The sequence below is a fragment of the Salmonella sp. NW177 genome (assembly GCF_051811585.1).
Taxonomy (GTDB): Bacteria; Pseudomonadota; Gammaproteobacteria; order Enterobacterales; family Enterobacteriaceae; genus Salmonella; species Salmonella enterica.
In genome coordinates this window covers 689,812-701,980 of sequence record NZ_JAMMZV010000001.1, presented here as the reverse complement: position 1 = coordinate 701,980, position 12,169 = coordinate 689,812, and the positions used below count along the sequence as shown (strand labels likewise).

At 52.1% G+C, this 12,169-nt stretch carries 10 protein-coding genes; 1 reads left to right on the top strand and 9 read right to left on the bottom strand.

The features are described 5' to 3' along the window. Window positions 1-146 precede the first annotated feature (146 nt). The 3 genes from cybB to hrpA form a co-directional block, all read right to left on the bottom strand. On the bottom strand, window positions 147-677 hold the full coding sequence (cybB, locus tag NA986_RS03680) for a cytochrome b561 (RefSeq protein ID WP_000527277.1): 531 nt from the start codon (window positions 675-677) through the stop codon (window positions 147-149). 116 nt (window positions 678-793) lie between these two features. Beyond that, the gene (locus NA986_RS03675) at window positions 794-1,594 is read right to left on the bottom strand and encodes a YdcF family protein (protein ID WP_023215858.1); all 801 of its coding nucleotides are present in this window, start codon (window positions 1,592-1,594) and stop codon (window positions 794-796) included. A 63-nt stretch (window positions 1,595-1,657) separates the two neighbouring features. Next, window positions 1,658-5,560, bottom strand: a complete 3,903-nt coding sequence (gene hrpA / locus NA986_RS03670; RefSeq protein ID WP_064000600.1) for an ATP-dependent RNA helicase HrpA — start codon at window positions 5,558-5,560, stop codon at window positions 1,658-1,660. Window positions 5,561-5,760: 200 nt separating this feature from the next. On the opposite strand from hrpA, the gene azoR reads away from it, so the two are divergent. Next, complete coding sequence (gene azoR / locus NA986_RS03665) at window positions 5,761-6,366, top strand: FMN-dependent NADH-azoreductase (RefSeq protein ID WP_023216913.1); 606 nt, start codon at window positions 5,761-5,763, stop codon at window positions 6,364-6,366. Window positions 6,367-6,424: 58 nt separating this feature from the next. Here the strand turns inward: azoR and NA986_RS03660 are convergent, their stop codons facing one another. The 6 genes from NA986_RS03660 to NA986_RS03635 all read right to left on the bottom strand — a co-directional run bounded on the left by NA986_RS03660 (window position 6,425) and on the right by NA986_RS03635 (window position 12,028). After that, on the bottom strand, window positions 6,425-6,712 hold the full coding sequence (locus tag NA986_RS03660) for a hypothetical protein (RefSeq protein WP_077957198.1): 288 nt from the start codon (window positions 6,710-6,712) through the stop codon (window positions 6,425-6,427). 107 nt (window positions 6,713-6,819) lie between these two features. Further along, window positions 6,820-8,130, bottom strand: a complete 1,311-nt coding sequence (locus tag NA986_RS03655; protein WP_023137904.1) for a phosphatase PAP2/dual specificity phosphatase family protein — start codon at window positions 8,128-8,130, stop codon at window positions 6,820-6,822. Then, the gene (locus tag NA986_RS03650; RefSeq protein WP_070793999.1) at window positions 8,120-9,880 is read right to left on the bottom strand and encodes a bifunctional alpha/beta hydrolase/class I SAM-dependent methyltransferase; all 1,761 of its coding nucleotides are present in this window, start codon (window positions 9,878-9,880) and stop codon (window positions 8,120-8,122) included. Before NA986_RS03650 ends, NA986_RS03655 begins: the two co-directional genes overlap by 11 nt. Beyond that, window positions 9,855-10,511 (bottom strand): lysophospholipid acyltransferase family protein, encoded by a 657-nt coding sequence (locus NA986_RS03645; RefSeq protein ID WP_024147229.1) that lies wholly within the window; start codon window positions 10,509-10,511, stop codon window positions 9,855-9,857. Before NA986_RS03645 ends, NA986_RS03650 begins: the two co-directional genes overlap by 26 nt. A 6-nt stretch (window positions 10,512-10,517) precedes the next feature. Further along, window positions 10,518-11,435, bottom strand: coding sequence for a phosphatidate cytidylyltransferase (locus NA986_RS03640; protein WP_023137901.1), 918 nt, complete (start codon window positions 11,433-11,435; stop codon window positions 10,518-10,520). Continuing rightward, window positions 11,432-12,028: a CDP-alcohol phosphatidyltransferase family protein gene (locus tag NA986_RS03635; protein ID WP_010835226.1), complete on the bottom strand. Its 597-nt coding sequence runs from the start codon at window positions 12,026-12,028 to the stop codon at window positions 11,432-11,434. Before NA986_RS03635 ends, NA986_RS03640 begins: the two co-directional genes overlap by 4 nt. Between the last annotated feature and the right edge of the window lie 141 nt (window positions 12,029-12,169).

Below are 12,169 nucleotides of genomic sequence, written 5' to 3'. Positions count from 1 at the left end.
CGATGTAGACCCGTCCTCCTTCGCCTGCGTCACGGGTCCTGGTTAGACGCAGGCGTTTTCTGTATGGAATACGCAATCCCCTCTGATAGATGCCTTGTTTACCTGAAGCAGTTAACCCCACCTGCGACAAACGTCATGCAGGACGGTCAGTCACGCTTACGCGGCATCATCCGTAACAGCGTATTGTCTTTCCAGAAATAGTGATGCATCAAAGCAGCGATGGCATGAAGTCCAATAACAAAATAGCCCAGATTCGCCAGCGTGACGTGCCAGGATTTCAGCATATCTACGCGTTCAAAGTTAGCTTCGGCGGCATGTGGCATAGTAATGCCAAATGCGACCCAGGGATTGCCGCGGTTATACATCATGACCAGACCAATAACAGGCAGCGCGATAAATAACAGGTAAATCACCAGATGTCCCAAATGCGCCATTCCGGTCATCATCGGTTTTGGACGAGGAACAATGGGCGGCGTGGGATATTTCAGCCGAATAATCAAGCGCGCCACCATTAAAAGCAAAATAGTGATGCCACATGAAACATGCGTCATATTAAACCAGGGCCGATAACTACGCGGCGCAAAACCGCGTAGCTCCATCGCGGCGTAAGCCACAATAACCAGAAAAAAGACTAACCAGTGAATACCAATTTGCAGGCCGGAATACTTATTGCCCATAGCGCGTCCTGAATGAAAACCGTAAAGCGACAACATAACCAGCTTTTATAAATAATTCATCAAATTTATGAAATGGTGGTCGCACTTGCCCGTTCACCCTCGCAAACGGGCGATTTTTAGCGTAAAGCTCTCTGTTCTAACGCACTGCGCAGCGTCGTATCTGCCTGCAATACCTGCCATGCCTTTTCAATATCGCGTGGGATATCAACGTGAATGATAAAATCTTTACCACGCGGTCCATACCCTGTTTCATCGTCACGCAAACGTGGCAGCTCGCCGGCAATCAGAGACAGATAACGCTCCACCGTCCAGATGCCCTCTTCAACGTTGGCAAAACGTGTACCGCCGTTAAGGTGGCGCAGTACCGGAACAAAACCAGGAAAACTCAGCCAGCGCGGCGCATCGGTGTCGTCGTTTGTCACGCGCCGAAACGCCGCGATAGTGCGCCGCTGCATGGTGGGGTCTTGCACAACGATAGCCGTGTTAATGTTTTCTTTCGCCTGACGGATCAGTACGCAGGAGAAACGGGCATTTTCGCCGCAATTAGTTGACCGATCTTCCAGCCAAATTTTCTCAGCCGGAATATGCCAGAACTGGTTCGCGATATCCGCGAGGATAGCGGCTTCAGCGCGTCCGGTTGTGCGAATAGTATGGTAGCGCGGATGCCGGGCAATCACGGCGTACAAAAACGGCGTCGAATGACCTATACCGCCGCTAATCAGTAAAGGAACGCCTTGCGCTTTGGCGATGCGACAGGCCGCGTCGATAGTGGGGATCACCGCATTGCCCGCCAGGACGACGCAATCCGACGAATAAGGTTGTTCGCCGGAAAAATCATTTTGCGCCAGCCACTGTCCGACGGTATTCACCGCCAGCAATGTTTCCGCAGAGAGCGCCGGAAATGGCGTTGTATTCATAATTCCTCCTTTTTGTTCCGAACTTGTACCGGATCGCTTTGAAAGACATCGTCGCCTGGCTTTTTAGGCCGTAATCTGATCCATGGCCTGTAAAATACGCTTATCGGAAATAGGATAAGGCGTACCGAGCTGTTGGGCGAAATAACTGACACGCAGTTCTTCAATCATCCAACGGATCTCTTTAACATCATCATCTTCGCGACGCGCTGGAGGCAATTTATTTATCCATTGTTGCCACGCCTGCTGGACGCTTTCGACTTTCAGCATTTGCGCCCGATCGCGGTGCGGATCGACAGCCAGTTTCTCCAGCCGCTTTTCAATTGCCTGCAGATAACGCAGCGTATCGCCGAGACGTTTAAAGCCGTTGCCAGTCACAAAACCACGGTATACCAGACCGCTCATCTGCGCCTTGATATCGGAAAGCCCCAACGCCATGCTCATATCCACCCGCCCTTTCAGACGCTTATTGATATTGAATACGGTCGTCAGGATGCGCTCAACCTGCTTCGCGATATCCACCACAGTATCATTCAGCTCGGCGCGTACCTTTTCGTGCAGCGCGGTGAAACCTGCTTCGCTCCACACCGGTCCGCCGTTGGCATCTATCAGCTTATCTACCCCGCAGGCGATACAGTCATCAATCAACTCCAGTACTTTGCCGTACGGGTTAAAGTACAGTCCCAGCTTGGCTTTATTCGGCAATTTCTCATGCAGATACTTAATCGGTGAAGGAATATTGAGCAACAGCAGACGGCGTAAACCGCACCACATCGCCTGTTGTTGTTCCAGCGGATTATCAAACAATTTGATAGCGACGCTGTCACGCTCATCCACTAACGCCGGCCACGCCTTCACTTTATAATTACCGCGTTTCTGTTCGTAGCTTTCCGGCAGCTCGCCGAAACTCCAGATATGCAGCCCGCTCTGCTCGATGCCGTCATCCGCCACCGCCGAGAGCGTCTCCTGCACTTTGCCTTTCAGCGCATTTTTAAGCTCGGCGAGCGAACGCCCTTCCTGCAGTTTCTTGTTTTTGTCATTCACCACGCGAAACGTGATTTTCAGATGCTCGGGCACCTGATCCCAATGCCAGTCTTCCCGATCGACCGTGACGCCGGTCATCCGGCGCAGTTCACGCTCCAGAGCGTCCAGCAGCGGCAGCTCCAGCGGCGTTACGCGACCTAAAAAAGCTTCAGCATAGTTTGGCGCCGGAACAAAGTTGCGACGTACCGGTTTTGGCAACGATTTAATCAGCGCAATCACTAATTCACGGCGCAGCCCTGGGATCTGCCATTCAAAACCGCTCTCGTCAACCTGGTTAAGTAGCGGCAACGGAATATGGACGGTCACGCCGTCAGCATCCGCGCCCGGTTCAAACTGATAGCTCAAACGCAGCTTGAGATTGCCCTGGTGCCAGAAATTCGGGTAATCCAGTTTGCTGATTTTTTCCGCGCCTTCTTTAATCAGCATACTTTTTTCAAAGTTGAGCAGATCCGGCGTCTCGCGGCTGATTTTTTTCCACCAACTATCAAAGTGGCGGGCGGAAATAACGTCATGGCTAATACGCTGGTCATAAAACTCAAACAGGGTATCGTCATCCACCAGGATATCGCGGCGGCGAGATTTGTGCTCAAGTTCCTCGACTTCCGCACGCAATTTTAGATTCTCACGGAAGAAGGCGTGACGGGTTTGCCAGTCCCCCTCCACCAGCGCATGGCGGATGAACAACTCGCGACACAACGCCGGGTCAATCTGGCTGTAATTCACCTTGCGCGCGGCGACAATCGGCAGACCGTAGACAGTAACCTTTTCCGTCGCCATCACCGCGCCTTGCGCCCGCTCCCAGTGCGGTTCGCTATATGAACGTTTAATCAGGTGCTGGGCTACCGGTTCCACCCATTCTGGCTCAATGCGGGCAGCGATGCGCCCCCACAGGCGGCTGGTCTCCACCAGTTCGGCGACCATTGTCCATTTCGGCGGTTTTTTGAATAAACCGGATCCGGGGAAAATAGAGAATCGGGCGTTACGCGCGCCGGTGTACTCTTGTTTATCGGCATCTTTCATCCCGATATGCGACAACAGCCCCGTTAACAACGCAACGTGAATTTCCCGGTATTCTGCGGGTTCGCTGTTTACCGGAATCCCCAGTTCTTTTACCACCTGACGCAGTTGGGTATAGATATCCTGCCACTCACGCACGCGTAAATAGTTCAGATAGTCGGTGCGACACAGACGGCGGAATTGATTCGACGACAGGGCCTTTTGTTGCTCGCCGAGGTAATTCCACAGGTTAACAAACGCCAGAAAATCGGACTCCTTATCATGGAAGCGCCGGTGTTTCTCATCGGAAGCCTGCTGCTTATCCACTGGGCGCTCGCGCGGATCCTGAATAGAGAGTGCGGAAGTAATGATCATCGCTTCGCGCACACAGCCATGTTTTTGCGCTTCCAGAACCATACGCGCCAGGCGCGGGTCGACCGGCAGCTGGGATAATTGTCGGCCCAGCGGCGTCAGCTTATATGCCGTTTGCTGTTCGTCGGCAGTAATCGCCCCCAGCTCTTCCAACAAACGTACGCCATCCTGAATATTGCGCTTATCCGGCGCTTCGACAAACGGGAAGGCGGCGATGTCACCCAGCCCCAGGGCGGTCATCTGCAAAATAACCGACGCCAGGTTGGTACGTAGAATTTCCGGGTCGGTAAATTCCGGACGTGACAAAAAGTCATCTTCCGAATACAGACGAATGCAAATCCCTTCCGATACGCGCCCGCAACGCCCTTTACGCTGGTTGGCGGAAGCCTGTGAGATCGGTTCAATCGGCAGGCGCTGCACTTTAGTGCGGTAGCTGTAGCGGCTGATGCGCGCAGTGCCAGGATCGATCACATACTTGATACCCGGCACCGTCAGCGACGTTTCCGCCACGTTAGTCGCCAGCACGATACGGCGTCCGCTGTGCGACTGGAAAACGCGGTTCTGTTCGCTGTTCGACAAGCGTGCATACAGCGGCAACACTTCGGTATGCCGTAAGTTCAGCTTGTTCAGGGCGTCGGCGGTATCGCGGATTTCCCGCTCTCCGCTCATAAAAATCAGGATATCGCCGGGACTTTCACGCCCCAGTTCATCAACAGCGTCGAAAATTGCCTGTAGCTGATCGCGTTCAGTGTCGTCAGCCTCTTCCACAATGGGGCGATAACGAACTTCTACGGGATACGTTCGGCCAGAGACTTCGATAATCGGCGCGTTATTAAAGTGGCGCGAGAAGCGTTCCGGGTCGATGGTCGCAGAGGTAATAATCACTTTCAGATCGGGGCGACGCGGCAGAAGCTCTTTCAGATAGCCGAGCAAGAAGTCAATATTCAGGCTGCGTTCATGCGCTTCATCAATAATGATGGTGTCATACTGCATCAATAGCCTGTCCTGCTGGATTTCCGCCAGCAGGATACCGTCCGTCATCAGTTTGACCATGGTGTTGCTACTGACATGATCGCTGAAACGAACTTTATAGCCGATGCAGCCGCCAGGCTCCGTTTGCAACTCTTCGGCAATACGGTTAGCGACGGTGCGCGCCGCCAGGCGACGCGGCTGAGTATGTCCAATAAGTCCTTTAATTCCGCGTCCCAGTTCCATACAAATTTTCGGCAACTGGGTGGTTTTACCGGAACCGGTTTCCCCTGCCACGATCACTACCTGATGATCGCGGATCGCTTCCAGAATGTCCTGTTTCTTCTGGCTAACAGGCAGATTTTGCGGATAAGTGATTGAGGGGCGCGCCGCTTCGCGGAGGGCGACCTGCGCCGCAGCCTGTTCAATTTCTTTCGCCATCGTCTGGAAAATGGCCTGTTGCGCATCAGGATTTTTTACTTTCTTTACGCCATGCAGGCGGCGCGAAAAGCGCTGTTTGTCGCGCAGCATCAGTGCATCCAGCCGCTGCTGTAACACCTGAAGCGTCAACGTAGATTGTTCAGTCATAAAGCTCTTGGGCAGCATTCTGCCTGTTTAAAATCGTTTTAAATGATAGGTATAGAGTACCACATTGGGGCTTTTTTTGTGTTGTTCAATAATTTCGAACAAAGGGTTCGATATATTGCGCTATCCCTGCGACATATTTGTGAATAAAGTGTCAACAAGCAACGGGGCACGCCCCTTCAAACACATAAAAGGAAACACCCATGAGCAAGGTATTAGTTCTTAAATCCAGTATTCTGGCAGGGTACTCTCAGTCTGGTCAGTTGACTGACTATTTTATTGAACAATGGCGCGAAAAACACGTCGCAGATGAAATTACTGTCCGCGATCTGGCGGCCAACCCTGTTCCGGTGCTGGATGGCGAGCTGGTGGGCGCGATGCGTCCGGGCGATGCGCCTTTAACGCCACGTCAACAGGACGCTCTGGCGCTGTCTGATGAACTCATTGCTGAACTGAAAGCCCACGACATCATCGTTATTGCGGCGCCGATGTACAATTTCAATATCCCGACGCAGCTGAAAAACTACTTTGATCTGATTGCCCGCGCCGGTATCACTTTCCGCTATACCGAAAAAGGCCCGGAAGGTCTGGTAACCGGTAAACGCGCGGTGGTTCTCTCCAGCCGCGGCGGTATCCATAAAGACACCCCGACGGATTTGATTGCGCCTTACCTGAAAGTGTTCCTTGGTTTTATCGGTATTACCGACCTGAATTTTGTCTTTGCCGAAGGCATCGCCTACGGGCCGGAAGTGGCGGCTAAAGCCCAGGCCGATGCAAAAGCCGCGATTGACAGCGTAGTGGCTGCCTGATAGCTCAAACTGCCCCGAAAGTTGGCTCTCAGCGAGTAGGGGTCGTGTCTCGCGATAATCAAAGAGCAAGCGCGAATAGCCATATCCCCCAAAGCGCGACTATCGTAACCAGCGTGCGGCGAAATTGTTTGAGCGCCCCCTGCTGACGTTCGCTTAGTGTTAGCGTTTGCACTCTTTCGCGCCGCCAGATAATAAAAAGCCCTTCCCCAGCTTGCTGGTTATTCTCATGCGTAATCAGCACAAAATAGCGCTTATCTAACCAGATCCGCCAACAGCCGAAACAGGCCGTGCCGCACAACAATGCGATAACCACGCGCAGCGCCCCTGGCGGGGAGATAAATATCACCCATACACCAGGAAGGAGAGTAAAAAGTAGAAAAAATCGCCAACTCGCTAACGTCTGCGACAATAACTCGCGCTGAAGTATATCTCCATTTGTTACAGTGTCATTTTTTATTGCCATTGCCGCAGTTCGTCCAGATGTTCATCCGTTAGCACAATTTGTAACCGACACGCACGAATATATGCTACCGCCTGTTCTACCGTTGCGGCATGGCCATAGCATAATAGCCATGCCGCAACCACCATCGCGCTACGAGACAACCCCAGCGAGCAATGTACCAACACCGTTTCCTGTTCCTCACGCAGCGCCTCCAGCATAGCCACCGCCTGCCGTAACTGCGCATCGTCCGGCGTAACCAGATCCAACATCGGTACGCAATAATAGGTCTTCAACCTTGTTGCCTGGCCACGAGGAAACTCGCAGGTTACATCCAGCACCGCGTTTTGCATGGGGGTGTGGCGCGGATAACTACCAAGATAAACGCCGGCGGCGATGTGATTGACCGGGGGCAGACGATGCGTAAACCAACGCATCGATAACCACATCACACAGCGCCACGGAAGCGTTAGCCAATAGACGGAAGGCGATAACCGCCCCTCTTTGTCTTTACACAACGCTGCAGCGCCGAATCCGCCATAGCCGCGTCCCACAATCAACAAGGATAATGCTGGCCAGCACAGACACACCGACGGCCAGAATGACCATGGCGCCAGCAATACCCCCACAATAATGCATAAGGACATCCCGAATACGTAACGCCGCACCAACCGGAACCGAACCGCGTTGGGTGCCTGCCAGTGCCAACGACTCTGGGCCGGCACCATCCAGTCGATCAACATCCCCACCATCAGACCGGTAATAATATCAATAAAATGATGTTGCCAGGTTGTCAAAACCGAAATGGCAATCAGCAGGAACCAGCCATCGCACAGCCTGCGCCAACCACCGGAAAGATGGCGGCTGAAATGCCTCCACAGCAGCCAACAAAGAATAATATGTAGCGACGGCGACTGGTTATATGGCAAGTCGAACTGTTCAAGTTGCGTAAACAACCACCCCGCAACGCCGGAAACAGGCGGACGCGTAAAACTAAACTGTAAAGGGAAAAGTAGAAATCCAACGCAGGCTATAACTGACGCCAGTACCAGACGGCGCACCAGCCGACATTGTTCAAAGCTTGTCGCGCAGATAAATAGTGACAGCCCATAGAGCAAATCCAGACTCCAGTAAGGAACAATACTCCACGGAATAAAGGGAATGGCAGATTCCCAGCCAAGTACCACGCTCCCAATATCATGGGATTGGGTATCTCGCCAGGCGGTAAATTGATTTACTTTTGCGTAGGTGACAAAGAAAAACGGCGCCAGTAGCAGCAGCCAACCAGCACCCTGTATGAATACCTTGCGACGCTCAGTTTCCACGGCGCACCGCCATCGAAACGGTAAAAATCCCGAATTCATCAATTAGCTGCGCGCATTTATCAAATCCCGCCTCATGCACTAAAGCATCCATCTCACCCTGCGTGCGTATACGCATAACCCATGCTTTATTATCTTTGTGGCTCGTAAGCGACCAGGCGATAGTTTTCAACTGAGGATGCCAGGGTTGTCCGGTATATAACAACATGCCCCCAGGTTCGATAGCGGCAGCCAGCCCAGCAAGCGAACGTCGAACCAAAGCGTTATCCGGAAAAAGTTCATAAAGACCAGAGACAATACCTAATGTCGGACGTGGTTTCAGCGCCGCCAGTTCGTCATTATTGAAGGCGTCACCGCGTTCAAAACGCACTCTGCTGGACATTCCTCGGCTCGCAATCATCTCCTGCCCTCGTGCGACGTTTAATTCGCTGAAATCACGCAATAATATATCGCTAACCGTCACCTCATCTTCCAGCGCATCAAGGATGTAACGCCCGTGTCCTGCGGCAATATCTACTACCCGGACCGGTTTTCCCTGCTCTATCAGCTTTTGAACCGCCTGACGGATAAGGTTTTGCAAATGAATCTTACGCTGACGAATACCTTTCCAGCCGACACTATTAAGATAATTTTTATCGATTAAACGTCCCACTATATTGCCTCCCTGCGGCTGATTACGGTAGACATAATCCAGCGTACTACCGGAATCAAATCCCGTCTCAAACCCCAGGCGTATACCCGCCGATTGAGCGCCCCATCTTTTCATTACATAACGCAAACTACGATAAGCGATATCATCCCATGAACAGGGAGCAGCCCCTCCACTGAGTACACGCCAGGTATCCGCGCCCGGACTCCAGCGGTCTTTATGCTGGTAGTCAAAACGCTGCGGCGGCAAGTTATACAGCGTCTCAATAAAACAACGCATTTTCTCAAATGCCAGATGTCTGTTTTTTTCGCCAAGCGTATCGTGAAAAAAACCTGCAAAAACATGAAGCTCTTTCAGTCGACTACGTAGCCCCTGATAAAAATCCACCTGCGGCTGGCGGTGAACGACATAATCCTTACCGGATACCAGTAGCAGTGTGGGTAAAGTAATCGCACTGGCATCGGCGATAATACGTACCGATGTTTTATACAAATCAAGGAGGATATTCACCGCAATAGCGCGGGTAATCTGTGGATCATGATTAAAACTTGTCACGCGTTCAGGGTCATGCGTCAGATATTTACCTTTTACATAGGAATTAACGTAGAACAGACCTCGCAAACGATGCCACAAGGCTAACCCTGCCCGTGCAAACGGTACATACAGTTTCACTTTAAATGCCGGAGAAGCCAGTATCAGACCACGAATGTTTGGCGCGTAATCATGCGCCCAGGTTGCCGCTAACACCGCGCCGACGCTCTGCGCCACTACAACGATATTTTCCAACGGAGTCTGGCTATCAGCGGCGACAAAACGAATAAACTCGTCCATATCTTGTACCGAGCGGGCGAGCGACGGGCTATAGCCGCGTTGGCCAGGAGAATATCCATGTCCTCTGGCATCCCATGCGTAAAATATCATCTCTGGCATCGCCAGCTCATCGACAATATGTTGCAGGCGCCCCGAATGTTCATGGCCGCGATGAAATAAAACAATAACTTTCGGCGTTGTGCTTACCGACATTGCAGGCCAGTGACGGTAGAAGAGTTCAGTGTTGTCACTCGTCAAAAAACACCGTTTATTCGGCGTGCGAAGGTGAGGCATGAGTAATATTCCCTGACGTCTGTTGCTGAAGCTCAAGCAGTCTGTGCCTGAGATCGTCCATAAATTGCTTTTTTTCGGGGTGTGAATGCAACGCATCGCCAATCGTGACATCAATAAAGAGCGGGAGCGGGATGCGGTTCCCCTTCGCCATGATTCGCTCTGTGCCGCATAGCCAGACGGGGACCACGCTCGCCTCCGGCACGCGCTGGCTCAAATGCCAGATTCCTGATTTCAGCGGCGATAATATTCCCGGTTCGCCGCGCGTTCCTTCGGGAAAAAAAATCAGGATTTTATTATCACGCAACGCTTGCTCGCACCGCGTCAGCGGGTTTGCCTCTCCGCCTTTGCGGGTTACAGGAACAATATTAAGAATGTTAATCGCAAACCAGCCCATCCACTTGTTACGCAAAAAATAGTCAGCGGCAGCGACCGGATGAACATAACCCTGTTGACGTAGTGAAAACAGCGACAAAAGCGCAAACACATCCATGTGGCTATTATGATTGGCCACCACGATCAGCGGGCCGCGATGGGGAAGTCGCTCCCGGTGCTTCACCCGCAGCCCAAGCCACAACCGGATTACGGGCCAGACAAGACACAACGTAAATAAGGTGCGAAGAAATCGGTTCATAACGGTTCAGTAGCAAAAATAACGAATAAAATGAAAAAACACCGGCGCGGTAAAGATTAGGGAGTCAAGCCGATCAAGCAAGCCGCCGTGACCGGGTAACAACGTACCGCTGTCTTTTACGCCGACATCACGTTTTACGGCGGACATCACCACATCGCCGCAAAACCCGGTGCCGCCAATCATTAACCCGGCCAGTATTGACATTGGCGCATTTAGTGGGGTGAGTAACGGTCCCAATGCCAGTCCCGCCAGCGCCGTTGTCATCACGCCCCCCGCCAACCCGGCCAGGGTTTTATTCGGGCTTACGGTCGGCGTCACTTTGATGCGCCCGAATGATTTACCCCATAAATACTGCGCAATGTCGTTAAACTCAGTCAGCCCGACCAGAAACAATACCAGTAGCGCGCCGGTTTGTTTGCCGTCCGCAGGCAGCACCAACAAAAAAGCGACATGGCTAAAGGCAAAAACCGTGGTCATCAGACTCCAGTGAAGCTGCGACGCGGTGCGTAAAAACCCCTGCGTATCACCCGCGATCACCATACGCGCCGGTAAAAATAAGAAGACATAAACCGGAATAAACACCACGAACATGCCGTACCAGCCAATTCCAATCAGCCAATAATTGATGGGAATCGCGATAAACATCCACAACAGCGGCATTCGGTCAGAATGACGGGAGGGAACCAGCGTCAGGAATTCTTTTAGCGCCATAAAGCTGAGTAAGGCGAAAAAGGTCAATGCCAGCCAGGTCGGACTCAATAGCGCCAGCGAAAACAGAATGATGATTAGCCACCAGGTCCGAATGCGTAGCGCCAATTCGCGCCAGTCCTTATCAGGACGACGCCACACCAGAATTCGATTTACCAGAGTGGCCACCAGCAAAAGCGCAAAAATGACGAGCAGGGATTTTTCGAGCAGCATCATTTGACATCCACCGCAATTAATGCGCTTCGACAACGGTTTACTGTCGTCCAAAGCAGCAATACGAGAGCAATGCTCCAGACTATATTGCTCCACTGCGCCACCTGAGGCCAAAAGGTCAGCGCCAGCCCCCCTGCGCCAAACACCAGCGCTCTGTCGCTTTTGCCAAACGGTCCGGCATAACTACGTACGCCGTTGATCGTTTGCGCTAATATTCCGCAAAACTCAGTCATCACCATCGCCAGGAGCATGGCGAGCACCAATGGCGCGCTGCTGTCGGCCAGAAAAAGAAACGGTAGGTAAAGCGCGATGTCTGAAATCACATCGCCCGTTTCATTCAGAATGGCGCCTAAACGAGATTGCTGGCGGCATTCGCGCGCTAACATACCATCCAGCGCGTTGAGCGCCATGCGCGCAAATAACACGATGGGCAACAGAAAATACAGGGGCACTACAATCAATATCAGGCCGGTCGCAATAGAGAGAGCCATAGCGGAAAGGGTGATCTGATTGGCTGTAATATGATGCCGATATAGCCATGCCATTACGGGGCGAAGCAGCGCCTGAAAAGCAGGTTTAATTTGATAAAGCGTCATCGGTATTCTCTGAAAAACGACTCAACGCGAGACACTCCATCAGAGATGACGCCGCACGGCTATCCTAATTTCGGCGCAAACGGCTAAATTCAGAAATTACCCATATAAAAATGCATTTTGCGGTAAAAAAATTGTCGGAAA

Coding starts and splice junctions, on each gene's coding strand:
- NA986_RS03640 (WP_023137901.1), bottom strand. CDS start 11,435: ATGATGCTGCTCGAAAAATCCCTGCTCGTCATTTTTGCGCTTTTGCTG.
- cybB (WP_000527277.1), bottom strand. CDS start 677: ATGGGCAATAAGTATTCCGGCCTGCAAATTGGTATTCACTGGTTAGTC.
- azoR (WP_023216913.1), top strand. CDS start 5,761: ATGAGCAAGGTATTAGTTCTTAAATCCAGTATTCTGGCAGGGTACTCT.
- NA986_RS03650 (WP_070793999.1), bottom strand. CDS start 9,880: ATGCCTCACCTTCGCACGCCGAATAAACGGTGTTTTTTGACGAGTGAC.
- hrpA (WP_064000600.1), bottom strand. CDS start 5,560: ATGACTGAACAATCTACGTTGACGCTTCAGGTGTTACAGCAGCGGCTG.
- NA986_RS03635 (WP_010835226.1), bottom strand. CDS start 12,028: ATGACGCTTTATCAAATTAAACCTGCTTTTCAGGCGCTGCTTCGCCCC.
- NA986_RS03645 (WP_024147229.1), bottom strand. CDS start 10,511: ATGAACCGATTTCTTCGCACCTTATTTACGTTGTGTCTTGTCTGGCCC.
- NA986_RS03675 (WP_023215858.1), bottom strand. CDS start 1,594: ATGAATACAACGCCATTTCCGGCGCTCTCTGCGGAAACATTGCTGGCG.